Below are 25,761 nucleotides of genomic sequence, written 5' to 3'. Positions count from 1 at the left end.
CCTTGGTACAGCACATTCATTGCTGCATCAAGGTTATTTTCATTTCCCAAAATGTGTTGTTGGACTATAGGATGACAGATATCCCCAAATAATTATATTCTTTTACTCTTTTTCCTAGCGTAAAATTCAGCTGCCTTTTGTCGATTCCCGCAAAGTTCCATACTGCACCAACGCCTTTTTCCAGATTTTGACGTATCAACAAAGTGGAGAATGCATTCATGATGTTCGCACTCCCTGATGCGGTCAATCGAGAAATTGTTCAATGTATGAATAATAGACGAGAGAATAATGTATGAAACATGATCTTTTGCTGTTAATCCCTCGGAAATCATATTTAATTTGTTATCCCTCTGAACAATGGACAAATTAACTTTTACCTGTTGAACAAGAGTCTCTAATCTTTCGATTGTATTGGGAGAAAGTTCTCCTTGTTGTTTTAGGTCAGACAGTAGCACTTTGCAAAATTGGCGAAGCGAATGGAGCTCCTCGATTAATTGATCCAATCGTTCCTTGTCTTCGATGACCAGAACGTCAGAGTTCCGTAAAAGGTTATTCTCCTCCAACCATTGGAAAGTTTCTGCTGGATCAAGAAGTATATCAACCGAATGTTTATCGTCGGTATACGTAGTATTTAAAAGATTAATCCATGTAGATCCACCTAAAACGTATCTTGACTTATCCATGAGTGTATCACCCCAACAACTATTATAACCGCTAAAATGTTATTTACAAGTTAGGTAAAATGAGGTAATGTATAACCATTAAAATAAAGTTATAGGGGTTATAAAATAAGGGGGATGCTATGGGTGTTTAAATTGAAGAGATTTTAAGTAACCAATCAGACGAACGGGAAATGAACTAGGCAAGAGAATAAGTGGGTCGATTGCTGCACAGACCCCAATAATATGAGGTGAAAATATGTTGGTACAATACAAAACAGAAACTATTGATAACATCAATATCTTTTATCGAGAAGCAGGTAATCCAAGTAATCCTACAATTTTGCTGCTTCATGGTTTCCCATCTTCTTCCCATATGTACCGAAACCTAATAACAGAACTGATGGGTGAATATCATATTATCGCACCGGATTATCCGGGTTTTGGTAATAGTGAACAACCTGATATGGAGCAATTTAAATATACTTTTGATAGTTTAGCTCAACTATTAAATGCTTTTATAGAAAAATTGGAGTTAGACAGATTTAGTATCTATGTTCACGATTACGGAGCACCCGTGGGATTCAGAATAGCAACGAAAAATCCTGAACGGATTCAAGCGATTATCACTCAGAATGGAAATGCTTATGAGGAAGGATTATTATCTGCTTGGGATCCTATACGCGCATATTGGGAAAATCCTGTAGAGGAAAATAAGAATAACATTAAAGCCTTATTGTCGGCAGACTTTACAAAGTATCAATATACAAATGGAACTCGTAACCCAGAACGAATGAGCCCCGATGCATGGAACATGGATCAATTCGTTTTGGATCGTCCCGGCAATAAAGAAATACAGCTTGCTCTGTTTTACGATTATCAAAATAATGTTAAACAGTATGCAGAATGGCAAGAGTATTTTAAAGCTCACCAACCGCCTACATTGGTAGTATGGGGAAAAAATGATGTTTTCTTTGGACCAAAAGGTGCATTGGCCTTCCAGAAAGATCTTAGAGATTGCGAAGTTCATCTATTAAATACCGGACATTTTCCTCTAGAAGAGGACTTGGAGATTAGTGCCTATCTTATCAAGCAATTTTTAAGAGAACGATTAAATGCCTAAAGGGAATATGATTTAAAGGGCAAGGCTTAAGGAGGATAAGTATACTCAAGTTGGAGTGGCAAATCCTTTAGGGGCTATATTAAGAGATGCAAATAAAATATTGAAGCCCATTAATCGAATTGTAGGATTAGTGGGCTTTGGAACGAAATAAAAATCATATTTTACTACTGGTATGCCCTTCATTTGGTTAATCCAGATTTGTTCACAATGAATTAATTGAAATTGATTTATGATGCTTCCTAATCCTCCAGCACGCTTTTTATTCAAATCTCAGTTGAAAGATCTTTACACCAATCAAACCATTCCTCACGTACTTGCCAATCATATCCAGAGTTACATGGCACTGGATTTTCTTCCTGTGCAGAAATTAAGTATCCTATAAAATATCCTGAATAAGGGGATCTTTATAGATGTATCCTTTTGCTTTTTAATTAAATAAAGATTGTACTGCTCTTTTAAGAAAGTCAAAAAGCGGGGCATTGTTTTCGTTTTCGTATACATATAAAATGATAGTAATTATTGATAGTAAACTCTTCATATATGAAATAACAAGAGAAAGTTGAATGAGGACTTAAGATGAACAATAACATCCAAAATAAAAATATCGATTTTCTAAAAAGAAGAGGATTTTCTTATGTTCTATTGATTCTCCTATATGGAGTTATCTTATTTGCCGGGTATAAACGTGAGTTGCAAACTGCTCAGTTCATTGAGAACATGGTTGCTTTTCTATTCCTTGCAGTGATCGCAGCAATTTTCTTGGCTGTGTTTGCAATCGTTGCAAGGTTGATGAGTGAGGAAAAACATTTGGTGGTTTGGAATAGTATATTAAGTGTTTTGTTAGTTGCGTGTCTACTTTATGCAATGACGGCTAAAAACTCCCTGTATGATCATTTATCTAAAACTGAAAGACAAGGATTTGTAAATCTAGCGATTGAGCATATAGAAGATAGCATTGTAAAAGAAAAAATAAAGGTCGCAAACGTAAAAACAAAAGAAATAACCGAATTTGATGCTGGGGATATAGAAGTGAAAATTAAATATCAGTTGGACTCCTGTTACAATGATTGTAAGGAATATGAATTTGATGCAGCCTATCGTATTCCCGATAAACAAATAGAAAGCATTCACAAAAATACATTTGCGAATCAATAAAGTTGGGGCTGGGACACAAGTAATTTCAAGAAAACCAAGGAAGATTGAAACGGATCTGGAATTATCCCAGCCCCCTAATAACTGTGGAGAATCAGTCGTTTATTCGATTTCATTATTTAGAACGACCGAGGACTCATTTGTTTTTTCATTACTGCTTGCCTCGCCATGACCTGGTCCATAAAGGTTTAAAATGACAACCCCTATAAGAATCAATGAGATGCCTACAACACTGGCAACATTGATTTTCTCTTTCCAAATCAGGACAGAAATAATGGTAGTTGCAACAAGACCCACTCCCGACCAAATAGCATAAGCTGTATTTAAGGGAATCGATTTTATCGCCATGGATAAAAAGAAAAATGAAGCAACAAACGCAAGTACTAAACCAATGGTAGGATAGAGCTTTGAAAACCCTTCAGATGCTTTGAGAAGGGAAGTCCCGATCAGTTCTCCTATTATCGCCAGTGCCAGATATAGATAAGCCATCAGCTAGTCGTCCTCCTTAATCATCTCTTTTAATTCATGAATAACATCCTCTTTAAGTTTTTCATCCAGTGGGGCCAAATCGAATATCTCCGAAAACCACAATCCATCTATCGCTAGCCGTGCGATTGTAATTTTAACTGGATCTATCCCATCCTTCATGAGTTTATCAAGCAAGGTGCCATATTCTTTCCTGTATTCCTCCAATAGACTTGGGTTCGTATACATTGCCGCCACCAGGGCAGAAGTTAAATGCTTATCGTTATTTAAATCGAGAAGTGCAGCGTTGATATATGCCATACTCCACTTTCCAGTAGTGTTGGACGCATTTTTAACGAGAGTCTCGATGCTTTTAAAATAACCTAAGCTCCAATCGCGAACCATTGCTTTAATTAAGGCTTCTTTGTTTGAGTAGTGATATAATAATCCGCCTTTGCTTACATCCGCTTTTTTGGCAACTGCTTCTAATGTAAGGTTCGAAACGCCTTCTTCCTTAACAATCATATAAGCAGCAGATAATAGCCTTTTTTTCTTTTCTTCAGGATTAGAAACTGACATATAACTCCCCCTTAACTAGGCGATACTGTAACTGTACCGTCTGGACGGTTTAATTGCAAATGGAGGAACACATTAGTTTCTTTGAACAATCTAGTTTTCTAACTTTTTCAGCTATTTTCCTAACCAATCGTGTTAGCACTTCTAAAATCAGTCAAATGGAAAAGGAGAAGTTAGAGATCGCAATTTGATCAACTTAAAGCAATTAAGACAACTTAATAGTATATGTAAAAATATAAGCGGACCCTGGATATGAAAGTATCTGGGGTTCTTTTGTTTTTCAATGTCAATGTCATTCTTTTTATAACTGTTAATAGAGAGTGCGGACTTAGATGGATACCCAAGAAAGATAGTTTTAGAAGGGTAAATACATATTTTTATTGAATAAGATAATATCCAATGAATATGGATTGAAAGGGGAATTAAGATATGAACGTCTACTGCAGGGGTGTTATGAAACAGATGGATTTAGCAGTCGAATCTATTATTAAGCTAATAGATACTTTGAAAGAAGAAGACCTGGCAATTAAACCGACACAGGAAAAATGGTCGATTGGTGAGCTCCTCTCACACATGTCGGTTCTATGCAAAGCCGATTTCCTGATAGGAGCCGGCGCTTCCGAGGAGGAGCTTGAGCGTTTTTATGTAGAGGCTGAGCCGGAAGCGAATAAAAATGCAATTACCGAAGCTCTTGTTCAAAACTATCAATATTTAAAAGAAGGCATCGCCTCATTGACGGAAGAGGAACTGTTGCGGGAAACCACTTCGTTTTTTGGGGTAACTCATTCCCGGTACGAATGGCTGTTGGATACGCAGGCCCATCTATTCCATCATCGTGGGCAGTTGCACTCAATGATCGTTCATGTGCTAAAGCGGGAGCCAAACGTCAGGTTGTTTGAGTAAGCTAGAAACTAGGTGTTTGGGAATATGAAAGATTAAAATTGAATCCCTGTATGAGTGAATCTGTCTAGGAAACATTTACCAATTAACTTCGTCAAATTATTAGGTACTGTAAATTAAGCTTAGGAAAGAAGGGGGAAATGGGTGGGAAAATGGGCTCTTATCTTAGCTGTAATCTTTATTATTATTGGGCTACCCCTATATGCTATCTGTGATTTTCTTGTTGTTGAGCTGGATGAATTATCTGAAGGTCGATTTTTATCAGAGCATCCATCCCCCAAGAATGATTATATAGCTAGAGCGTTTTTAATAGATGAAGGTGGGGCTACAGTAAGAGCTGCAATAAGAGTGGAAATTGATTTTGGCAACGAAACAAAAACGATTTATTGGAATTACGACGAAAGTACAGTAAATATAAGATGGTTAGATAACGAAATAATTGAAATAAATGACCATAGATTAAATATTTTTAAGGATACCTATCATTGGAAAAGAGATCCAAACTGGGAAGAAAACAGAGGGAGATATTAAAATTACTCTTAAAGCAGGAGTATCGTTCAGCACAAATTAGACAAAGTGGTAATAGTGAATGTCTGGATCAAAAACTATCAGGCAGTTAAGGTTAGATCAGGATTTATCTATATGTGTTATATATTGTAAAATTTAACAAAAGTATTTATTGGTGAAAGGGGGAGATTCATCTGACATCAACGTATATTGTCTATAATATCGTGCATTTTGGATTCATGATTCTGCTAGTTTACATCTTTATCGATATATTTCTAGATTATTTTAGAACGCCTAAAAGAAGTAATGTGAAAAGAGTTCTGTTATACAGTTTTCTTTTTTATATCTTAAGTGTGGTTCAAGCAAAGTTTGGAGGGATTACACTTCCCCCTATAAACCCAAGCGACACTCATAGAACGTATATTATACAAGAGAATTGGTTTGGAATATTTGATACGATGCATTTTAATATTTCTATTTGGAGTTATTCCGCAATATTTTATAATCTCGTTTTATTCGTACCCTTAGGATTCTATTTAGCGGTTCTCTTCAACTTAAAAGCTATCAGGAAAGCAGTATCCATTGTTTTCCTAACATGTATTGGAATTGAAATATGCCGCATTCTACTTGAAGCAATGGGATTGGTTACGATACGCAACAGCGCGCTTACACTAATCATTAACCTGCTAATCAACATTGTTGGAGGGGTTATTGGATTCAAGATGGTGGGAGTAACATTGAAACGGATTAAATCCTTTAAACATACAAGTTATGTTAAAGAATACTAGCGATGGGCAGCTGGTCAAGGGATTTTTTGGTTAAAGGAAAAGGTGGATGATGACTTGAGAGGGTGATTTTTAATGAAAGTCCAAAGTTTCTGGGAAACTTGTCCCCATGATTGCAGGGGATACCTCAAGAATACATAGAAAAACAAAATTAGATTGTGAAGAATCTAAAGGAGGGCTCTTACACGTGAAGATTGCAGTTATTTCTGACATTCATGGCAATTTAGATGCATTGCAGGCGGTACTATTGGATATTAAAAATCGCGGTATTAAGGAGATATATAATTTAGGCGACAGCCTTTATGGACCACTATTTCCGATAGAAACCTATAGATTGTTAGTAAAAGAGAAGATTCAAAGCATTAGGGGCAATTGCGATAGAATTCTACTGGACAGCGATACAGATAATGCAACTGTACAATATGTTCAAGATTTATTGGGAGAAGACCAGAAGGAGTGGATTTCGAATTTGCCCTTTTCCTTGGAAACGGAAGATTTCTATTTTTGTCACGGTACACCCAGTAGTGATGTGGGGTACTTGTTGGAGGAAATGAGCCCAAATGGTTCTATGCTTAAGAAGACGGAAGATATTATGGAATTGGTAAAGGGAATTTCGCAGAACATTATTTTTTGTGCACATACTCACATACCGAGAGTTGTCTATTTGCCTAATCATAAAATCGTTATTAATCCCGGTAGTGTTGGACTCCCAGCCTATGAAGATGAACTGCCAATCTATCACAAAATGGAGTCTGGTTCCCCTTATGGAAATTATACAATTGTAACCAAACAAGAAGATGAATGTTTCATCGAACAGATACTCATTCCTTACAATCGAGATGAGGCTATCAGACAAAGCGAAAAAAACGGAAGAAGCGATTGGGTAAAAGCACTGCAAACGGGTAGAGTTTAACTCTCATTCCATCCTCCAGTGAGAGATGTACTGCAAAAAGAAAGGAGGGCTGGGAAATTAATGAGAACCTTCTTTATGCCAGCCAAATATGCTCTTATTCTTTTGGCATTGTTCCAACTTTACAGCATCTTCAAGCATTGGGGACATGACGATTGGAAAGTGCTCATATCGTTTGTCATTTTAATTGGATGTGTAATATTCGTATTCACAGATTCTTTTTTCAACAAAAAAGGGAATCCGAATAGAAGAAAAGGAAGTTAAAAGATCACTTGGCTCTTCATGAGGTAAAGTGATCTTTTTTATTGTAGCGTTTATTTTAGCCTCCATAAGGACATTTTCCAAACTATTCAACTTCAATCTTAACTTGGATTTCCGTCAAGAATTCTTCACTGAGAACAGTATCGCGATTATCAATTTCATAAATTTCAAAAGGATCACCTACGATTTTGTAACCTTTCTCTTTGGCATAGGTCATCATAGCAAGTATTTGATCGCTGTTTTGGCGATAATCGCCTTGGTAGTAGAGGGAGAGATAATCTCCTGCCGGGAGGGCAAAATCAAACTCTTTGTATTCACGCTCCAAAATAAAAAAGTTGGAATTGAATACATCTTTTATCCCCTTATCCAGATCCTCAACAGAGACAGATGCTCCATATAGCTGATTGCCAAAATCCTTAATCTTGCTTTCATGTTTTCGATGCAATCTTTTAATAGCAAAGTCCATTTCTTCATCTCTCGTAATATGCGTATTTAGCCCCAAGCAAGGGCGGGCGGGCAATGTTTTAATCGTGAAAGTATCCGTCTTTATCCGAGAAGCAGATGATAGTACTTGTATTCTCTCCTGAATTTTCTTTTGAATGGTTTGAAGTTCGTTGAGCTTAACTTGGATAAGCTCTTGTTCTTGATGCAGTAGATCAAGCGTATTTTCGATGCACTGATGATCCAAGTAGTCCTTGATCTGCTGCATGGAGAAATCCAATTGGCGTAAATCTCGGATTATATTCAGCTTGTATATGTCCTTAAGACCATAAAGTCTATAGCCGTTCGTATCGCGTCGTGGAACCAGTACTCCTATTTTTTCGTAGTACCGTAGGGAATCGACGCCGATCCCGTAAAGTTTTGATATTTCATTGATTTTATAATAATCTTTCATATTTCCTCCAGATTTTTGAAATAAAAGAATTGACCTTAGTATTGTACTAGGGTTTAGCCTTAAATTAAGGCTTTCACGCGTGGAATACAAGGAAAGGTCGGATCTACCATGTTTTTTACCAATATCATTAAAGAAAATCGGAAATTATTTACCCCAATGAAAGTAGCGATGATTCTACTGGGCACTGCTTTCGTTTCGTTTGGCCTGTATAATATTCACCAGCAAACGGACATAACGGAAGGTGGAATTCTAGGCCTGACACTGTTGCTGAATTATTGGTTGGGGCTAAAACCGTCAACGCTTTCTCTAATACTTGATCTGGCATTTTATTTCTTGGCTTATAAGTATTTGGGAAAAGATTTTATTAAGTTATCAATACTTGCTTCCGTATCGCTGGCGGGTTTTCTGAGGTTGTGGGAACAATTTCCACCAATGCTGCCAAATCTTTCTTCCGTCCCTTTTATCGCATCCCTGTTGGGTGGTTTGTTTGTTGGAGTAGGGGTTGGATTAGTCGTTAGACAAGGAGGTGCCAGTGGTGGTGATGACGCCTTGGCACTAACAATTTCCAGGCTGACAAACTGCAGAATTTCATTTGCGTACCTCATAACAGATACTGCGGTATTGTTAATGTCGCTCTCTTATATACCGCTTCATCGAATTGTGTATTCCCTTCTGACGGTTATTATTTCATCATTAGTAATTGATCTGGTGCAAAATGCAGGAAAGAAAAATTGGCTGCCAGATTTTAATTTCTTCGCTAAAAAAACGTAGGCCCAAAATTATAAATGTACTAAGGAAAACCTATCTAATTTTTCATTTAGTTTGGTTTCTTCCTCCTGAAAGTTTTTATGTCTGTATATAGTCAAGATGAAACGATTTAACCTTTATTCAGCAAAAGTTCAATGAACCTGTTGCCCTTTTGGGTGTGCACGAATGGACAGTTAATAATTTTACTATATAGTATAAACTAGTAGTAAGGTGGTGAAAGGATTTGGAGAAATTTCATCCATTATCTAAAACGTTCGATCATGAGGCAAGCGAAGGAATAATATTTTCGCAGTTGTCTAACATTTTCTGGATTCTTTTAGTTTATATAGGAGCATTAATACTGCAAAATATACAACAGCCAACTTTTATATCAAGTTTAATCTTCAGTTTAATTTTAGCGGTCCACACAGTGTTATATTTTTACCCAAGTTCCTCCAACCGAGATAGGGGTTGGTACTACTTCTTTGTCCAGGTATGTTTATTGTTTATTTCAGCTTTTATTCTACCAAAAGGATCTCCTATCGTATTAATTGGTTTACTGCCAGTTTTAATTGCACAAAGCATCATTATTCTGAAGAATAAAGTAAAGGCGATACTGTTTTTTATATTTTCCTATGGATTGTATTGTATTGCGATGGCAATAAATTACGGAGCAAGTGAGCTTCCCATTTTTATTCCAATCTTCTTTGTTATTTTGCTGATCGTCATTGTCTATACGGTTAGCTACAACCGCCAAGTTCGTGCAAGAGAGCGTATGGAATTTTATTTGCAGCAGTTGGAAATGGCCTATCAAAAAGTTGAGGAACTCACTTTGTTAAATGAAAGACAGCGAATGGCCAGGGATTTACATGATACATTAGCACAAGGTCTGGCAGGTCTCATAATGCAATTAGAAGCTGTCAGTATTCATATAAACAAAGGAAATGTTACAAGATCAAATGAAATTATTCATAATTCAATGCAGCAGGCAAGAGGAACTTTGAAGGATGCCCGAACAGTAATCGATAACTTGAGAACCGGTTCATTGGGGAATACGGATTTCAATGGGGCTGTACTGGAGGAAATAAAGAAATTTGAAGAAATAACAGGCATCCATGTGGAAAAAGAAATAAGCCCGGTTTATTCTTTATCTAATTTGTCAATGGAATATGGTATTTATATAATCCGTGAATCCCTGAACAATATTATGAAGCATTCACAGGCAGATCAGGTATGCATTACGATTAAACCAAAAGATGACCAGTTATATATGGAAGTCACTGATAACGGAATCGGTTTCTCGACCAAAAATGTTGGGAAACAAACCGGGAAATACGGTCTTATAGGCTTACAAGAACGTGTAAAGTTAGTTGGAGGCAAAATAGCAATAGAGAGTATACCAGGAGAAGGGACGAAATTGACTATAACAGTTCCTATTGATCAGGGGGTATAAGCAGAAATATAAAGTACTAATTGTGGATGATCATTTGGTAGTAAGAGAAGGACTAAAATTAATTTTGGAGACTAATGATTCGTTTCAAGTGATAGGTGAAGCCAATAACGGTAAGGTCGCATTGGATATGATCGATAAAACAAGACCGGATATTATTCTGCTGGATTTGAATATGCCCGTAATGAGCGGATTGGAAACATTAAAAGCGATGAGCGAACAAAGTATCACCATTCCAGTAATTATATTAACTACCTATAATGAAGATGATTTGATGGTGAAAGGAATAGAGTTGGGAGCCAAAGGGTTTTTATTGAAAGATACAAGCAGGGAAAATCTGTTTAGGACGCTGGAATCCGCAATCAGAGGTGAAACTCTTCTACAGCCTGATGTCATGGCGAAAATTTTAAAATACAAGCAGGAAAAATCGAATAGTTATACTCAGCCATCAGCTTCTTTAACAGATAAAGAACTATTCATCTTACAGGCAGTTGCAAAAGGTTTTAAAAGTAGGGAAATCGCTTTTGATATGGGAATTGCCGAACGCACTGTAAAAGCGCACTTAACCAATATTTACAATAAACTCGGTGTTAACTCCAGAGCTGAAGCCGTTGCAATTGCGATCGACCAAGGTCTATTCCGATTACTAGATAAATAAATTGCCCAAACGTACATAGGGGACTTACCCGTATGTACGATTTTTTATTTTGCTCACTCCTTTATGAATAGAAGGTAAGGAAATAAAAAAGCTTTCGAAAGGAGTTAAGTATGGCAAAGTATTTATATAAACTTGGAAGATGGGTTGTCAATCATAACAAGAAAGTTATTGGAGGAACTTTAGGTTTCCTCATTATTATAGCGATCGTTGCATTAAGTATGGGTCCGGCTTTTAGTGATGAGATGTCCATCCCGGATACAGAATCTGCTGAGGCAGGTAAAATTCTAGAGAAAGAATTTCAGTCATCAAATGAGCCCGCACCTGGCACTGTAAATCTAGTACTAAAAGCGCCTAAAGGCCAAACTTTAGAGTCTAGTGAAGTTGTGGATGCCATTAATGAGACAATTGATAAAATCAAAGAGGACAAATCCGTTGTCTCTGTTGCTACACCTGCAGAACTAGGTAATTACAATGAAAATAAGCAAATTGGGTATGCAGTAGTGACTTATGATGTACCAGCAGGTAAGGTAACAGAGCAATCGAAGGAAATTATTCTTGAGAGTATTGAAGATACGAGAGATGCAGGCATTCAGACGGAGTTGGCAGGGACGGTTGCCTTTTCTGAATTAGAAATTGGAGGGATTTCAGAAGTAATCGGGGTAGTCATTGCTTATATTGTTCTTGCACTTACGTTTACATCCTTCTTGGCAGCTGGAATGCCGATTATTACTGCAGTCATAGGTTTAGGAATAGGAATTTTATCTATTTTAATCGGAACTAATTATCTTGATATTCCGTCATTCGCTTTAGCTTTAGCTGCCATGTTAGGACTAGCAGTGGGAATTGACTATGCTCTATTTATCATGTCAAGATTCCGACAAGAATTAGCAAAAGGGCATAGTGTGAAAGAAGCAATAGCTATTGCAAATGGAACTGCCGGGAGTGCGGTTGTATTTGCGGGGGTTACAGTTATTATTGCATTGCTAGGTTTAGGCGTTGCAAAAATTCCATTTTTAACAATGATGGGAATCTCTGCAGCAGTTTGTGTATTTTTTGCGATTTTAATAGCAGTTATTTTTGTACCCGCAATTTTGGCGGTATTTGGCCATAAAATTGGCCCTTCAAGAAAAAATAGATTTTTAGCAAAATTCACTAGCAAAAAGAACACTAAAGAATCAAATAAATGGGGGAATTTTGTTACTAAAAGACCTTGGACAGTAACAATCCTAGGTATACTTCTTCTGGTAGTAGTTAGTATCCCATTCTTCCATATGCAACTGGGTCTACCTGATAATGGAACCAAATCAGATGAAACAACAGAAAGAAGGGCGTATGACTTACTAAGTGAAGCATATGGTCCTGGATATCATTCCTCATTAATAGTCCTGGCTGAAGCAGATAAAAATAGTGAGGATATTCAGCCGAAGATCAATAAAGTGGTAGAAGAATTGGGAGACCTAGCGAATGTAAAAAGTGTAAGTCCTCCCGTTCCAGGTAAATCAGGAAATGTTTTCATGATTTCGATTACGCCAAAAACAGGACCTAACGATAGTAAAACAAACGATTTAGTACACTCAATTAGAGAGTTGTCAGACAACAACAAAGAACAAGTGGAATTGTACGTTACTGGTCCAACGGCAGTGAATATTGATATATCTGAAAAGTTGAATGATGCAGTACCATTATTTGCATCTCTTATTGTAGGTTTTGCCTTTATTTTACTAGTGTTGGTATTTAGATCAATCCTGGTACCATTAAAAGCTGTTTTAGGTTTCTTGCTATCACTTTTAGCAACATTAGGATTTGTTGTTTTCGTAATCCAAGATGGAAACTTTTATAGTTTATTTGGTTTCCCTACTGCAAGCCCTGTCTTGGCCTTTTTACCTGTTATCGTCATAGGTATCTTATTTGGTCTAGCAATGGATTATGAGGTTTTCTTGGTAAGTAGAATGCGTGAAGAATTTACACATTCCAAAGATGCCAAAAAGGCAATTCTTGCAGGGATAAAAGATAGTGGGGGAGTAGTAACAGCTGCAGGTCTAATTATGGTTGCAGTATTTACAGGATTTATGCTTGCTCCCGACCCAATCATCAAATCAATGGGCTTCGCCTTGACGTTTGGTATCATTTTTGACGCATTTGTCGTGAGAATGGCAATCGTACCAGCTGTAATGACATTGATGGGGAAAGCGGCATGGTACTTGCCAAGCTGGTTGGATAAAATCCTGCCAAATATTGATGTTGAAGGCACTTCAATACAAAAAGGGATAGATGAAAGTATGGCTAGCAATAAAAAGAAAAATTCCCCTCGTATTAAAGAAGAGCGTGTTTCTGAATAAGTAAGGTAGAACCTAGAACCTTGCTAAAAGCATACAACATAGCTAGAAATAGTAGAGGTTGGGACATAACCCGAAAAAACCATTTTCCTCGAGTAGGAAAATGGTTTTTTCTTGATGTAGCTTAAATTGATTTCCATTGCGGGGACGCGCAGCCTCGGGCACGGCTCGACACGAGCGTCTCTCCCTCGTGCTGTTCCCCCAGGAGTCGCCCCTCCACTCCAATCAATTTATAAAGTGTCAATTTCTTAAATATAGAATCTTCCATCATCTAAAAATTTTCTACTTCTGTACCAGCCTCTATTTTTTTGCTCTCGATTTGATTCAAGGTAGTTTCCTTATTTATTAGCTATAGCCAAAAGCTATAGCGAGGAATAGATTTTATGTGTTACGTTATATTAATTTCCCTATGCTACACTAATCTTACATCAAGGGCAGAGGCTTTTAAAAAACACAAAGGGGAGAAAAATTATGACAAAAACACTTATTAAGGCGCCATTTAGAGCAGATCATGTAGGAAGTTTATTACGACCAGAGAGCATTCATCAGGCAAGAAAGGCTTTTCAAGCAGGCGATATTACGAGACATGAACTATATGCCATTGAAACAGAAGAAATTAAAAAAGTGGTGGATAAGCAAATCGAAGTCGGACTTCAAGCTGTGACAGATGGCGAGTTTCGCCGACGTTTCTGGCATACGGATTTCCTTGAACATCTAAATGGGGTAGAGGGATACGTTCCGGAAAAAGGCTATGCATTCAAAGGGGAAGAAACAGAAAGATACAATGTACGAGTAATCGGCAAAGTTTCATTTAACCAAGATCACCCACATGTTAAAGAATTTATCGAGTTCAAGGAAATTGTTGGGGACCGTGCTGTTGCCAAGCAAACAATTCCAAGTCCAAACCAATTATTTAACGCGGGTATTCGTAATCTTGAGATCTATCCAGACATTGAAGAATATACAAAGGATGTCATCCAAACATACCGCGATGCAATCAAGGCCTTCTATGATGCGGGTTGCCGTTACTTGCAGCTGGATGATGTCTATATTGCGGGTCTGAATGCACCGGATATTCCATTCAATGATAGCGGTTATTCTCGTGAACAATTAATCGACTTGGCTCTTCGTGTTGCCAATGGAGTTCTGGAAGATAAACCGGAAGATTTAATTATCACGACTCACCTTTGCCGTGGGAACTACCGCTCGAAGTGGGCGTTTGAAGGCAGTTATGCTAAAATTGCGCCAACACTATTCGCAAAAGAAAAAGTAGACGGTTTCTTCCTGGAATATGATGATGATCGTTCAGGTGATTTCGGACCACTAGAACATATCCCGAATGGTGGAGCACAAGTAGTACTAGGAGTATTCACTTCAAAACATGGGGAATTAGAAGATAAAGAAAACATCAAAGCGCGTATTGAAGAGGCAACAAAATATGTACCATTAGAGCAACTATGCATCAGTCCGCAATGCGGATTTGCTTCAACTCACCACGGCAATATCCTGACTGAGGAAGAGCAATGGGAGAAGCTGAAGTATATCGTGGATATTTCGAAAGAGATTTGGGGATAAGTTTTTAGCGAATACGGTAAGTTAACATTGAAACGCAATTTCAGATATGAGATTGCGTTTTTTTAATTGTATCCGACCGATTCTATAGAATAGTATTGGAGTATGCGTTTCGAAAAAATGTACATATAGAAAAATTCCGGATTGCATGGTTAAGGTAGTCTAGTTTTGACCAAGAACAGAGGTGATGGAATGTCGATAAAAGGAATTAATCATTTATTATTTTCCGTTTCTAATTTAGCTGTTTCCATTGAGTTTTATAAGAATGTTTTTGAAGCGAAGTTGCTAGTAAAAGGAAGGAAAACGGCCTACTTTGATCTAAATGGCATGTGGCTGGCACTGAATGTAGAAGAAGATATACCGCGGAATGAGATTCACCAATCCTATACACATATCGCTTTTTCGATTGAAGAGGAAAAGTTTGATGAAATGTATGAAAAGCTAGAGAGGCTGAATGTGAACATTTTATCCGGACGCTCCAGAGATGCAAGAGATAAAAAATCAATTTATTTTACAGATCCAGACGGCCATAAATTTGAATTCCATACAGGGACCTTACAAAATCGGTTGGATTACTACAAGCAAGAGAAAACGCATATGGAGTTTTTTTAACAAACAATGGCGCTTAACCACAAGCAAGGTTAAGCGCCAAGTTTAGTTAGCAAAAAAGCTGTTCAAAAATTAAGGCCTTACCACTTTATTCGTCAAGACTTTTAAAGCTTCTTTTACATCTTTTGCAAAGTTTACTGGTTGATCAATCTTCACGAAATGAATGTACATCAACCTTGGATCCTCAAATAACCAGTGATTATGGAACCCTGTTACCAATATATTGTTTTTGCGAAGCTGACTGATGAATGGATTGATTTCTCCTTGCAGAATGACAGTCTCTCCACTGCAAAGTGCGTTTCCATCTGGCGTCAGTGATTCAAAATTGAACATTTGTGGGAGGGTAAGGAAGGATCGGCTTCTTCGATTCATGATTGTCGTTTGAATATTTAAACGGGAATCCATTACCATGCAAACGCCATCTTCAAACGTTTCCATGCCGCCAAGAACTCTGTTGAATTCACTGCAAAGTTCCATAGCATTGCCCGTACTTGCACTCGGACGACTTGGACCTACTACACTTTGATTATTCAGCACTTTATTTGCATTTCGAACCTTGCGAGCAAATTCCAGCGGCTCATCGATGGATTGGTAATGAATATACATAAGCCTCGGTTTTTCAAATATCCAGTGATTATGAAAAGCCGTTACGATAATTCCCTGTTCTCTTAATCTCGAAATATACGGGTTTGCCTCTTCCTCAAGAACTACCGTTTCACCTAGGCATAACGCTCTGCCTCGAGCATCCATACTTTCAAATGACCATGCTTGCGGCACAAACATAAACGATTCTGCTGGGCGACCCAAGACAGTTGGACGAATATTTGTGCGCGAACGTGTAGCAGTACAGACACCATTAATCACAGCAGGAGTGGCATCCAAAATCTTGGCGAACTTCTGGCAAAGTTCACTAGGCTGGATTGCATCATGATGATTCATTGAATTCATATTCATATCATGCATCGGAACATTTCCCTTTCTATACTTATTCCATCTATGATATTCAATGAATTTTATTTTGATGGGGCTTTGGGTTTTTACATAGTAGTACTTTATTTATAACTGGCCCATTTTTGTTTTGTGATGTAATCGACAACTTTAATTTTTTAATACATATATTGAATTCTTTAATTATTCTTTTGATTATAATAAATAATTTTAAAAATAGGTTTAAAGTTTTTCTCAGATGGTTTAAAATGGAAATAACTAAAAAGAAAGGAGAACAATATGGCGTATCCTTTACTCACGAATTGTCCTGTTTGCAGCAAGGCGCTCCAAATAACGAAGCTGCAGTGCAACCATTGCCAGACAACGATAGAAAATGAATTTGAAGTTTCAAAACTGGCGGCTCTTGGGAAGGAACAGCTGCACTTTATTGAAATCTTTCTTAAATGTCGGGGGAATATCAAAGAGGTCGAAAAAGAACTTGGCATTTCCTATCCGACAGTCAGGGGAAAATTGGATGAAATTATCTCTAACCTGGGATACTCCACTCAAAAGAAACCCGAAGTGGATAAGAAGAGAATTGTATCGTTATTGGAAAAAGGCGAGATTACGGCAGAGAAAGCCATTCAATTATTAAAAGAGGGGGAAGTAGAATGAAGGACGAAATTTCTAGAGTCTTAACGCTGGTGGAGGAAGGAAAGATTGATAAGGAAAAAGCAAGTGAATTAATTGCGATCCTGCAAGGTCAAGATCATCCAGGGCAAGTGGCGCTAAAGAAAGACTTCCCTTATGGAAATAAAATCTTAAAGGTTCGGATAGCCTCGGAAAACGGCGATAATGTAAATGTGAACCTACCAATCAACCTCGTCAAGGCCGTTTTAAAGGTAGGAACTAATATTGCTGAAAAAATACCTGATGCCGAAAAATACGTAAAAGATATTAACGTTGACTTGCTGATCGAAGCCATTGAAAATGAATTAGTCGGACAGATTGTTGACATCACTTCGGCCAATGGCGATAAAGTTGCTGTGGTAATCGAGTAGATGTTAAAAGTTATTATACAAGCAAAGGACAAACGATTGCTTATCCCCATTCCTTATCTGTTCTTAAATTTTGCTACTTTTATTATTACATCCAAATGGGTGAATCGTTCCATAAATAAAGCAATCACGAAGGATGGAAGCAAATTCTTCTTACCTGAAATTGAAAGAAGCAATTTGAAGCCATTACTGAAGGAAATTTCGAGGCATAGCGGATTAATCCTTATTGACACAAAGTTGAAGGATGGCACTGGGGTAAAAGTAAAACTTTAAATCAACTACAAATGAGGCGCTTTCTTTTTAAAAAGAATGCGCTTGTTTTCATTTTAAGGCCATATAGGATTGTCGCACCTTTAAAGGAAAAGATCACCTTGCCAAATTTTTAAAGGAATCCTAAAATGATATACTTAAAGTAATCCGAGCTTAACAAAACAGGGGGGCTGCTCATGAATATTTTAATTTTAGGTGGAACTGGACGAGTTGGGAGTCAAATAGTAACTCATGCCCTTCATGATGGACATCATGTTACGGCATTGGTCCGTTCTCCGGAGAAAATCGAATACAATCACGAAAATTTATCGATTATAAAAGGAAATGTCTTAAATAAAGAGGATATCGAACAGGTGATGCAGGGAAATGATGTTGTGATCAGTGCGCTGGGTACAGATGGAGCAACCACTTTAACGGAAAGTATGCTGCTTATTATCGAGGCCATGGAAAATGAAGGGATAAAAAGAATTATCACGATAGGAACTGCCGGAATCTTGCAAAGCAGGATTACTCCGGAGTTATTGCGTTATCAATCAAGTGAATCGAAGCGCAAGTTAACCCGTGCAGCTGAAGAACATCACAAAGCCTACGATATGCTAAAGGCATCGGAGCTTGATTGGACGATTGTCTGTCCTACTTATCTGCCGGATGGAGAAAGGCTAGCTACATATCGAACTGAAGGTAACTTTTTGCCTGAGGGTGGTACTCAAATTTCAGTGCCGGATACAGCCGAATTTGCATATAGCCAAATAAATAGTTGTGATTACTTAAAAATGCGTGTAGGGATCGCTTACTAATAGGATTTTCATTTCAGGGCAGTGCAAGAGTGGAATGGGTGAAGTAGTCAGGGAGGTTGATCTTTATGAAGAGTAATAAGAAAAAGTTCTATATGATACTAGTTTCCAGTTTTCTATTATTTGTAATGCTTGCTGCACTTAACTATAACTCACTTGAAAATGCGAAAAATAGCTGCGTGGAAAATAATAAAACACCTGAAGTTGAACAAGATTTCTTGGCTATTAATTGGACAGTTTCCTGTAAATAAAAGATATAAGCAAAAATTCGGAAAAGGTCGATTTGACGCAAGGATATTGGAACAAAAGGAGGGGCTCCTTTGATTAAAAGTATTGACATTAGTAATGGAAAAAACGCGGAAGCTGTTTTAAACATACAAATACCATCTTATAGGATTGAGGCCGAACTAATTGGCTCATTTGATATCCCTCCATTGAAGGATACTGTTCAAACTTTACAAATTTGCGGTGAAATGTTTTTTGGTTATTACGAAAATGATGAACTATGCGGAGTAATATCCATAAAAGCAGATGGTGTGGAAGTCGATATACATCGATTAATCGTACATCCCGACCATTTTCGAAAAGGAATCGCACAGTCGCTTCTAAATTTCATTGAAAAAGAATACAAGGTTGAAACAATAAAGGTCGCAACAGGTTCCCAAAATACCCCGGCAGTACATCTTTATAAAAAGAACGGATTTCAGAAGCTAAAAGAAATCATCGTAAATGAGCGGCTGTCGTTAACCTTGTTTGAGAAGAAATTATAGTTTCCTTTTTAAGCTTGCCGTAGCAAAATGCAGCGAACAGGGAACGTATCACTACATGCTTCTTAAGATTGAAAATCGATAGGGGAATGTTTCTTGTCGGAAGTAAGCCAATCGTCTGTTTATTGTTTTTTAGAATTTCTTATCTTTTTATCTCTGTAGGCATTGATGCTTGTTTTTAAAGAAGCGAAACTACCGATAGCCGAGTACCCATAGAACCATCCCATAAATAAACCTGCCAAAAAGTTGTGCCTGTGACTAATAAAAATCGATATCAGTAAACCGACCAGTAATGCTACTGTTGGAACCCAAAAGGGCTTAATATGGAGAGATTTCTTTAATAATTGAGTGATGATCATTACTACAGGAACAGCTATTACTGCATCCCAGAAATTTGTATGTATAGTCGGAAAATGTTCCATAGTTACACCTCTATTTTGATTTGTGAATTTTTATCAGGAGATATCTACTTCGGAGATAAATCAAGAGTATTATTCACGCTCTCACATTATTATGCTGGAAAAAAATCTAAGCTGATATCCATCACTAAATCTCTTTTCTTTAATTTATCTGTTGTATATTATCTGTCTGGATGATCATTTTATACTTTTGGGTGATGAATTCAGCAAAACCTTGGGGGAATTTGTATGAACAAAAGGATCTATATTGTGAGACATTGTGAAGCACAGGGGCAAGCTCACGACGCATCACTAACAGAAAAAGGATTTACACAAGCAAAATATTTATCCAACTTTCTATTAACTGCTGAAATTGACCGAATAGTTTCGAGTCCTTTTTTACGTGCTATTCAATCAGTGGAACCTTTAAGTAAGGAAACGAATATAAAAATAGAGCTTGATAACCGTTTGTCGGAACGCATACTCAGTACACAGGATTTACCTGATTGGCTTGAGAAACTTAGAGCCACTTTCGATGATCTGGAATTGAAATTTGAAGGTGGAGAGTCGAGCAAAGAAGCCATGAAACGAATCGTAAATGTTGTGGATGAAGTGTTTAAAAGTGAATCTGAAAACACAATCATTGTTACCCACGGAAATTTAATGTCGCTACTGCTGAAGAATTATGATCACGGTTTTGATTTTGAGCATTGGAAACGTCTTAGTAATCCGGATGTGTTTGTATTAACTTGCAAAAACAATGTGGTGCAAATGGAACGTTTATGGCAAGAGGGGTATTCCTCGTAGTAAAGAATCTCCAACAGATTGCAGGAGATTCTTATGATGATTATTTAAATTTATCCGGAAACTGCTTTACAACTGCCTCGGAAATAGTATCTGCGAATAGGGTGATATGTGTAACACCTTCATCAATTGAAGTAATTCTCGCGTCCCAATCTTTATTCAAGCTTGCAGATAGGTCATTCGCCACCAATTCCAGATGCCTATGGAGCAGATTTTTCAATTCTTCATTCTTTAGATTCGGGTTGGCACCACTGAGAAAAGCTGCTATTTCATCAGCATTTTCATACCATTCTTTGTTTAGTTGATCTACGGAGGCTTCATCTCCGTTTTTAGCCGCATCAACGATTTTTCCCGCCAGAACAATATGCTCCTTAAGCAACTCCGTCAGTTTGTTCCCGGCTTTTTCTCCGTAAACCGGCTTAATGGCATTCCCGATATCCTCCTGATTTTTCAGCAGCCTGGCCAGTACCTGTTCTTGATCCTCGGCATCTGCTGTTGTGGCACTTGTAATATAATTACTTGTCCACAATACATGGTCAAACCAAAGCCTCCTGAAGTCATTTTCGAACTTTACCTCAGCCTGACTAATGGCCGGAACCTGTGGTGAGGCAGAGGCACTGGATGTTCCTATCGCGAAAATTGGGAAAACGAGCAAAATGAGACCCGTCAGCAATAATCTATTCATCGAAATTCCCCTTCCTAAATTGAAATTACTCCTTATTATTGAAATATTGGCTTTTTTCATTCCTCATATGCTTCATTTTTTTCTAAGCACCATCTATCAAGAGTGTTCTTTTTGATAGGCGCCGTGAGTGGAGTAATCAATCTCGAATTGGTTATTTATGTTAAAATATGGGGTGGTTAGAGAAAATGATAGGGAGTGTTTTTTTTGGACTCGAGAATTCTTATACACCTAATAGGAAAGAGGTAAGGGATGAAAAACCAATTGATACGTGTAATCGCCATACTTCTGCTTGGTATGCTGGTATATATAAATACTTACGAAGAAAGTGGGATAGGGTTAGCTGCTTTTTTTGCTTATGTCGAATTACTGATCGTTACTTTCCTTATAGGAATTCCGATCATATTTCTTTTTAACAAAATTAGTTTAGGCAATAAAGTCGGATTACTCATTTTAACCATGATAATTGCAGCAATCATTCCGCAGTTGGGTTTTGGAAAATTAAAATATGTCCTTGAAGATCATCTAATAAATAAGGAGATGGAAATTGTTGAAAATGATTATAGCGTGGAGTTGCAAAGAGATAATGTGTTTTTAACATTTGATAATCATCTTTTAGTTGGAAATATTGACGATTTAATGGGGAATATGGACAAAACGCTGTTGATCTATAATAAATCAGGCAAAGAAATTAATAGAATAAAGGTTACCCAATTGGCAAAAGCAGCGGTTCCTTATCTGCCCCTTACCAATAAACAAAAAGTAACGACCTACTTCGATGGTATGGATACGCAAGAAATCAAATATGACCTTTTCAAGAAAGTAAAAGACAATGACATCCAATTTGCTTTTAGATACGTCACAACGGATGCTCCGGAGGATTACAACCCTGAACCGGATATGCCAAGCGATGCCAGGGACATAAAATACCATTATATGATTACCTATTCACCGGTTTTGGATGAGAGCGGAGAATTCGTTTTTAGTTCGGATACATTCCATCTGGCCAGAAACAACCAATCAATTCTCGTTAGTTACATAGCAGAGGGAATTGAAGCAATTGTTGCTCCAAGTAGTGCGGTGTTAGTAAACGAAATCGATTAGAAAAGTTGTAGAGCCAACAAATAGACTAATTCGATAATAAACTTAATATTTTTATGACTAAAAATAATAACAGTGGGAAATGAATACTTTCCCACTGTATAAAGCGTTATTCATGCAAAGGCTTGTATAAATCAAAACTTCCCTGTAGGCATCTTTAACGGGGTTTGTTTTTGAGTAAGAAGGAAATACTTAAGATGAAAAACCCTTATTTCTAAGTGTTACTGTTGCTGATTTTGTCCCTGCGTCCCAGTTCCCATTCCCAGCATATTAGAGACAACTGGCATCATATTAGTCGATTTGCCGCCATTTCCACTTAACATCTGATAAGCAGCGATTCCAACTCCCACTGAAGCAAAAATCGGTAAAATTTTACTCATGTTTGCCTTCATCTACATCACCTTCTCTTTCAAGTTTTTGTTCACTGCCTTAATATTTTGGCTAAAATGAACTTAAAAATTCAGGTACTTGTTGCCATAGCAATAATCGGTAATGGTTTAATTTTGTTTCTTTATTAGCATTATCCTTAATAGTGTGTTGAGAAAACCGGGACACACTAGTAGGAGCACTTTTTTATGACCGCTCATCTTGTTAAACTGGGTAGTACAATGAAAAATCAGTAGGGGGAATAGGATGTTGAGGATAAACAAAAAATCCGAAAAATTAGTACTTGTCCTCCATGAAATATATGGAATCAACCAACATATGGTGTATGTTTGTGAATTATTGGCAGAACAAGACTTTGATGTCATTTGTCCCGATCTATTAGAACAAGGTAACCCCTATGATTATGCCCAAGAGCAAGAGGCTTACCATAATTTTGTGAAGAGTGTGGGTTTCACAAATGCATTACATAAAGTAAAAACATTATTATTAACTCTGCAAAAGCAATATACAAAAATTTATATCATGGGATTCAGTATAGGGGCAACGGTTGCTTGGTTGTGTAGTCAGGAAGATGGGATTGATGGCATTGTTGGCTACTATGGATCGCGGATTCGGGACTTTGCCGATTTAAAGCCAAAATGCCCAGTATTGCTGTTTTTTCCGAAAGTGGAAAATTCATTTAATGTAGATGAATTAGTTTACAATTTAAATAAACCAAATATAAAAGTTCATACCTGTGAAGGGGAACACGGATTTAGTGATCCATACTCTTCTAAATACAATGAAGAATCAGCTCGGCATACATTTGGAGAAACACTATCATTCCTTAAGTGTAAATAGATTCAAACGAAATGAAGGGGGGATGCTAATTTGAAGGATCTTGCAGGCATTCTATTTTTTCTTGTATTTATACTAACAGGTTGTTCGGAAACAACTTCAATATACGGAGAGCTTACAAAAATCGAAGAAAATATATTCTTTGTTGAATGTTCGGATGCCGTTAGGGAAAATGGGGATTACTCCACGGATGTTGGTTATTTATGCATAGTCCAAATTACAGAGAATACTACTCTGAGAAACCAAAGTAGAGAAAATTTAAGTGTTGAAGACTTCCGCGAAGGCAATACTATCCAGGTAACACTTAAAGAACCCAAAACAATGGAGCCTAGTGAAATTAGTAGAAAAGTAGAAGCTAAACAGATTATTTTATATGAGTAGAAGTTTAAAATGAACATAAAAAACGATTAAAAAAAAGTTAGTTTAAATCCCGTGTGAATAGACGGGGTTTTTTTGTTTTAAGGTTGGACCAGTTTATTAATAAGTAATAGCGGTCTATAAAGTAAACTTATGTCTATTTATAATTATTTAAAAATTTACTTATGGAACTATTGATGTAGAATTGGAAATAAAAGGTAATTCGAATAGGTGAATGCAAGTGTAATTAAACCTTCCTGCTGTAACAAATTGAAGTTGAAATGGGGGAATTTTAGATGGGAATTGATTTTCACAATGCAAAAAACCGCAAGACTTTTTCAACTCGAAAAGCTGATAGTTCGTGGGTGAACGCTATAAAGGATTTGATACAGTTCAACAATATTTCCAAAGCATTGGATATAGGATGTGGTGGAGGAATTTATTCAAAGGCACTATCTGATATGGGAGCAATATCTGTTACTGGCGTCGATTTTTCAGAAGAAATTCTGAAAGCCGCAAGAGAGAACTGTAAGGAATATCAAAACATATCATTTAAACAAGGCGATGCTCTTCATACAGGCTTAAAAAGCAACGATTACAATTTACTTCTTGAAAGAGCCCTAATACATCATATACAAGATTTGCAAAAATGCTTTGAAGAGGCCTATAGACTGTTGGAGGACAAGGGAATTTATATTGTTCAAGACCGTACACCAGAAGATTGCCTATTAAAAGGGAATGATCGGCATATTAGGGGTTATTTTTTTGAGCTGTTCCCGAAATTAATTGAGAAAGAGATCGGTCGCAGATATAACAGCCAATTTGTATTAAAAACACTGTCGGAAGTTGGGTTTAGGGAAATTCAAGAAGTTAAGTTGTGGGAAACAAGAAAAGTGTATGAAAATAAGCAAGAATTACTAAACGACCTGAGTGAGAGAACAGGCAGAAGTATTTTACACGAATTGAACGACTCGGAATTAAACGTATTAATTAACTATATAGATGAAGCAATCTCGACAGAAGCTAACATAGTGGAAAGAGATAGATGGACAATTTGGAAAGCAGTTAAATAAATGGGTGGGGAGAAAGCAGTTATGAATACGACTATTTATATGATAAGACACGCAAAATCGCCATTTGTTATTGGGCAGGAGCGAACAAGAAAACTGTCCCGACAAGGTGAGCTGGATGCAGAAAAAATTACTGATCTTATGAATAATAAGGATATTGATTTAATTGTTTCCAGCCCTTATACAAGAGCGCTGCAAACCATTGAAGGAATTGCGAATAGTAAGGGTTTAGATATAAAGATATTTGAAGAATTGAGGGAAAGACAGTTAAAAGGTGCTTTTAAATTGTCGGAAGAAGAAATACAACAAGCAATAAAAACATCCTATGAAGATATTGATTTTCATTTGGAAGAAGGAGAGTCAATTAAAGATGTGCAAGATCGAGCTATCCCTGTTATCAATGATCTTTTGAACCACTACCAGGGAAAAACGATTCTTATAGGTACTCACGGAAATGTAATGACCAGTATTATGAATCATTTCAATAAGGATTATGGATACGAGTTCTGGAAGAGCACTTCTAAACCCGATATATATAAGTTGGAACTTTTAGGGAAAAAGCTTCTAACAGTACATAGAATTTGGGAATAACTCAATAAACTAGTGCACGCATTTCTTATGGAGATGTGTTTTTTTATTTAAGGTTTAAATAGTCAAATTTTATAAAAAGGCGCTTCTTGCATCGCAGATTACGGCCTTTGAAA

General features: G+C 37.1%; 32 protein-coding genes. 24 read left to right on the top strand and 8 right to left on the bottom strand.

Annotated features, from left to right (window positions below):
• Positions 1–92: 92 nt before the first annotated feature.
• Positions 93–683: a CGNR zinc finger domain-containing protein gene (locus QYB95_RS13060; RefSeq protein WP_301138768.1), complete on the bottom strand. Its 591-nt coding sequence runs from the start codon at positions 681–683 to the stop codon at positions 93–95.
• 235 nt (positions 684–918) lie between these two features.
• Here QYB95_RS13060 and QYB95_RS13055 point away from each other — a divergent pair, with 235 nt between their 5' ends.
• Both QYB95_RS13055 and QYB95_RS13050 read left to right on the top strand, forming a co-directional pair.
• Entirely contained in the window at positions 919–1,782 is an 864-nt protein-coding gene (locus QYB95_RS13055; RefSeq protein WP_301138767.1) for an alpha/beta fold hydrolase, read from the top strand.
• 576 nt (positions 1,783–2,358) lie between these two features.
• Positions 2,359–2,937, top strand: a complete 579-nt coding sequence (locus QYB95_RS13050) for a hypothetical protein (protein ID WP_301138766.1) — start codon at positions 2,359–2,361, stop codon at positions 2,935–2,937.
• 99 nt (positions 2,938–3,036) lie between these two features.
• Here QYB95_RS13050 and QYB95_RS13045 read toward each other — a convergent pair whose 3' ends face one another.
• Together QYB95_RS13045 and QYB95_RS13040 are read right to left on the bottom strand one after the other, a co-directional pair.
• Positions 3,037–3,423: a DMT family transporter gene (locus QYB95_RS13045; protein ID WP_301138765.1), complete on the bottom strand. Its 387-nt coding sequence runs from the start codon at positions 3,421–3,423 to the stop codon at positions 3,037–3,039.
• Between the two features lie 3 nt (positions 3,424–3,426).
• Positions 3,427–3,978, bottom strand: a complete 552-nt coding sequence (locus QYB95_RS13040) for a TetR/AcrR family transcriptional regulator (RefSeq protein ID WP_301138764.1) — start codon at positions 3,976–3,978, stop codon at positions 3,427–3,429.
• A 450-nt stretch (positions 3,979–4,428) separates the two neighbouring features.
• Here QYB95_RS13040 and QYB95_RS13035 point away from each other — a divergent pair, with 450 nt between their 5' ends.
• From QYB95_RS13035 to QYB95_RS13025, 4 genes are all read left to right on the top strand, one after another.
• Positions 4,429–4,878 (top strand): DinB family protein, encoded by a 450-nt coding sequence (locus QYB95_RS13035; protein WP_301138763.1) that lies wholly within the window; start codon positions 4,429–4,431, stop codon positions 4,876–4,878.
• Positions 4,879–5,019: 141 nt separating this feature from the next.
• Positions 5,020–5,406, top strand: coding sequence for a DUF5412 family protein (locus tag QYB95_RS13030; protein WP_301138762.1), 387 nt, complete (start codon positions 5,020–5,022; stop codon positions 5,404–5,406).
• Between the two features lie 215 nt (positions 5,407–5,621).
• Positions 5,622–6,170 (top strand): VanZ family protein, encoded by a 549-nt coding sequence (locus tag QYB95_RS19250; protein ID WP_345783721.1) that lies wholly within the window; start codon positions 5,622–5,624, stop codon positions 6,168–6,170.
• A 184-nt stretch (positions 6,171–6,354) separates the two neighbouring features.
• Positions 6,355–7,080, top strand: coding sequence for a metallophosphoesterase family protein (locus tag QYB95_RS13025; RefSeq protein ID WP_301138761.1), 726 nt, complete (start codon positions 6,355–6,357; stop codon positions 7,078–7,080).
• A gap of 343 nt (positions 7,081–7,423) precedes the next feature.
• On the opposite strand, the gene QYB95_RS13020 is transcribed toward QYB95_RS13025, so the two are convergent.
• Complete coding sequence (locus QYB95_RS13020) at positions 7,424–8,233, bottom strand: MerR family transcriptional regulator (protein ID WP_301138760.1); 810 nt, start codon at positions 8,231–8,233, stop codon at positions 7,424–7,426.
• Between the two features lie 108 nt (positions 8,234–8,341).
• Between QYB95_RS13020 and QYB95_RS13015 the strand changes: the two genes are divergently transcribed.
• The 6 genes from QYB95_RS13015 to fosM all read left to right on the top strand — a co-directional run bounded on the left by QYB95_RS13015 (position 8,342) and on the right by fosM (position 15,608).
• Positions 8,342–9,004, top strand: coding sequence for a YitT family protein (locus tag QYB95_RS13015; RefSeq protein WP_301138759.1), 663 nt, complete (start codon positions 8,342–8,344; stop codon positions 9,002–9,004).
• Between the two features lie 220 nt (positions 9,005–9,224).
• A complete protein-coding gene (locus QYB95_RS13010) occupies positions 9,225–10,433 on the top strand; it encodes a sensor histidine kinase (protein WP_301138758.1) in 1,209 nt (402 codons plus the stop codon).
• A gap of 22 nt (positions 10,434–10,455) precedes the next feature.
• Entirely contained in the window at positions 10,456–11,088 is a 633-nt protein-coding gene (locus QYB95_RS13005) for a response regulator (protein ID WP_301138757.1), read from the top strand.
• A 110-nt stretch (positions 11,089–11,198) separates the two neighbouring features.
• The gene (locus tag QYB95_RS13000; RefSeq protein WP_301138756.1) at positions 11,199–13,427 is read left to right on the top strand and encodes an MMPL family transporter; all 2,229 of its coding nucleotides are present in this window, start codon (positions 11,199–11,201) and stop codon (positions 13,425–13,427) included.
• A 468-nt stretch (positions 13,428–13,895) separates the two neighbouring features.
• Complete coding sequence (locus tag QYB95_RS12995) at positions 13,896–14,999, top strand: 5-methyltetrahydropteroyltriglutamate--homocysteine S-methyltransferase (protein WP_301138755.1); 1,104 nt, start codon at positions 13,896–13,898, stop codon at positions 14,997–14,999.
• Between the two features lie 189 nt (positions 15,000–15,188).
• A complete protein-coding gene (fosM, locus tag QYB95_RS12990) occupies positions 15,189–15,608 on the top strand; it encodes a FosM family fosfomycin resistance protein (protein ID WP_301138754.1) in 420 nt (139 codons plus the stop codon).
• A gap of 69 nt (positions 15,609–15,677) precedes the next feature.
• Here the strand turns inward: fosM and QYB95_RS12985 are convergent, their stop codons facing one another.
• Positions 15,678–16,568: a DUF1259 domain-containing protein gene (locus QYB95_RS12985; RefSeq protein WP_301138753.1), complete on the bottom strand. Its 891-nt coding sequence runs from the start codon at positions 16,566–16,568 to the stop codon at positions 15,678–15,680.
• A 264-nt stretch (positions 16,569–16,832) separates the two neighbouring features.
• Here QYB95_RS12985 and QYB95_RS12980 point away from each other — a divergent pair, with 264 nt between their 5' ends.
• From QYB95_RS12980 to QYB95_RS12955, 6 genes are all read left to right on the top strand, one after another.
• The gene (locus QYB95_RS12980) at positions 16,833–17,207 is read left to right on the top strand and encodes a DUF2089 domain-containing protein (RefSeq protein ID WP_301138752.1); all 375 of its coding nucleotides are present in this window, start codon (positions 16,833–16,835) and stop codon (positions 17,205–17,207) included.
• Positions 17,204–17,593, top strand: a complete 390-nt coding sequence (locus QYB95_RS12975) for an SHOCT-like domain-containing protein (protein ID WP_301138751.1) — start codon at positions 17,204–17,206, stop codon at positions 17,591–17,593. The genes QYB95_RS12980 and QYB95_RS12975 overlap by 4 nt, the downstream gene beginning before the upstream one ends.
• Positions 17,594–17,863 carry a hypothetical protein gene (locus tag QYB95_RS12970; RefSeq protein ID WP_301138750.1) on the top strand — a complete coding sequence of 90 codons (270 nt, stop codon included), beginning with the start codon at positions 17,594–17,596 and terminating at the stop codon, positions 17,861–17,863.
• A 173-nt stretch (positions 17,864–18,036) separates the two neighbouring features.
• The gene (locus QYB95_RS12965) at positions 18,037–18,657 is read left to right on the top strand and encodes an NAD(P)-dependent oxidoreductase (RefSeq protein ID WP_301138749.1); all 621 of its coding nucleotides are present in this window, start codon (positions 18,037–18,039) and stop codon (positions 18,655–18,657) included.
• A gap of 65 nt (positions 18,658–18,722) precedes the next feature.
• Complete coding sequence (locus QYB95_RS12960) at positions 18,723–18,905, top strand: hypothetical protein (protein ID WP_301138748.1); 183 nt, start codon at positions 18,723–18,725, stop codon at positions 18,903–18,905.
• A 69-nt stretch (positions 18,906–18,974) separates the two neighbouring features.
• Positions 18,975–19,424, top strand: a complete 450-nt coding sequence (locus tag QYB95_RS12955) for a GNAT family N-acetyltransferase (RefSeq protein ID WP_301138747.1) — start codon at positions 18,975–18,977, stop codon at positions 19,422–19,424.
• Between the two features lie 119 nt (positions 19,425–19,543).
• Here QYB95_RS12955 and QYB95_RS12950 read toward each other — a convergent pair whose 3' ends face one another.
• Positions 19,544–19,843, bottom strand: a complete 300-nt coding sequence (locus QYB95_RS12950) for a hypothetical protein (protein ID WP_301138746.1) — start codon at positions 19,841–19,843, stop codon at positions 19,544–19,546.
• A 225-nt stretch (positions 19,844–20,068) separates the two neighbouring features.
• Between QYB95_RS12950 and QYB95_RS12945 the strand changes: the two genes are divergently transcribed.
• Positions 20,069–20,626, top strand: coding sequence for a histidine phosphatase family protein (locus QYB95_RS12945; protein ID WP_301138745.1), 558 nt, complete (start codon positions 20,069–20,071; stop codon positions 20,624–20,626).
• A 40-nt stretch (positions 20,627–20,666) separates the two neighbouring features.
• On the opposite strand, the gene QYB95_RS12940 is transcribed toward QYB95_RS12945, so the two are convergent.
• Positions 20,667–21,308, bottom strand: a complete 642-nt coding sequence (locus QYB95_RS12940) for a glycosyltransferase (protein ID WP_301138744.1) — start codon at positions 21,306–21,308, stop codon at positions 20,667–20,669.
• Between the two features lie 249 nt (positions 21,309–21,557).
• Here QYB95_RS12940 and QYB95_RS12935 point away from each other — a divergent pair, with 249 nt between their 5' ends.
• Positions 21,558–22,409 carry a hypothetical protein gene (locus tag QYB95_RS12935; protein WP_301138743.1) on the top strand — a complete coding sequence of 284 codons (852 nt, stop codon included), beginning with the start codon at positions 21,558–21,560 and terminating at the stop codon, positions 22,407–22,409.
• A gap of 218 nt (positions 22,410–22,627) precedes the next feature.
• Here QYB95_RS12935 and QYB95_RS12930 read toward each other — a convergent pair whose 3' ends face one another.
• Positions 22,628–22,798 carry a hypothetical protein gene (locus QYB95_RS12930; RefSeq protein WP_301138742.1) on the bottom strand — a complete coding sequence of 57 codons (171 nt, stop codon included), beginning with the start codon at positions 22,796–22,798 and terminating at the stop codon, positions 22,628–22,630.
• A gap of 241 nt (positions 22,799–23,039) precedes the next feature.
• On the opposite strand from QYB95_RS12930, the gene QYB95_RS12925 reads away from it, so the two are divergent.
• The 4 genes from QYB95_RS12925 to QYB95_RS12910 all read left to right on the top strand — a co-directional run bounded on the left by QYB95_RS12925 (position 23,040) and on the right by QYB95_RS12910 (position 25,648).
• The gene (locus tag QYB95_RS12925; RefSeq protein WP_301138741.1) at positions 23,040–23,633 is read left to right on the top strand and encodes a dienelactone hydrolase family protein; all 594 of its coding nucleotides are present in this window, start codon (positions 23,040–23,042) and stop codon (positions 23,631–23,633) included.
• 30 nt (positions 23,634–23,663) lie between these two features.
• Entirely contained in the window at positions 23,664–24,011 is a 348-nt protein-coding gene (locus tag QYB95_RS12920) for a hypothetical protein (protein WP_301138740.1), read from the top strand.
• A gap of 272 nt (positions 24,012–24,283) precedes the next feature.
• Positions 24,284–25,060 carry a class I SAM-dependent methyltransferase gene (locus QYB95_RS12915; protein ID WP_301138739.1) on the top strand — a complete coding sequence of 259 codons (777 nt, stop codon included), beginning with the start codon at positions 24,284–24,286 and terminating at the stop codon, positions 25,058–25,060.
• A gap of 21 nt (positions 25,061–25,081) precedes the next feature.
• Positions 25,082–25,648 (top strand): histidine phosphatase family protein, encoded by a 567-nt coding sequence (locus QYB95_RS12910; RefSeq protein ID WP_301138738.1) that lies wholly within the window; start codon positions 25,082–25,084, stop codon positions 25,646–25,648.
• The last annotated feature ends 113 nt before the right edge of the window (positions 25,649–25,761 follow it).

Source organism: Ureibacillus aquaedulcis, assembly GCF_030418165.1.
In the GTDB taxonomy this organism is placed as follows: Bacteria; Bacillota; Bacilli; order Bacillales_A; family Planococcaceae; genus Ureibacillus; species Ureibacillus aquaedulcis.
This window is presented reverse-complemented; position numbering and strand designations above follow the sequence as displayed.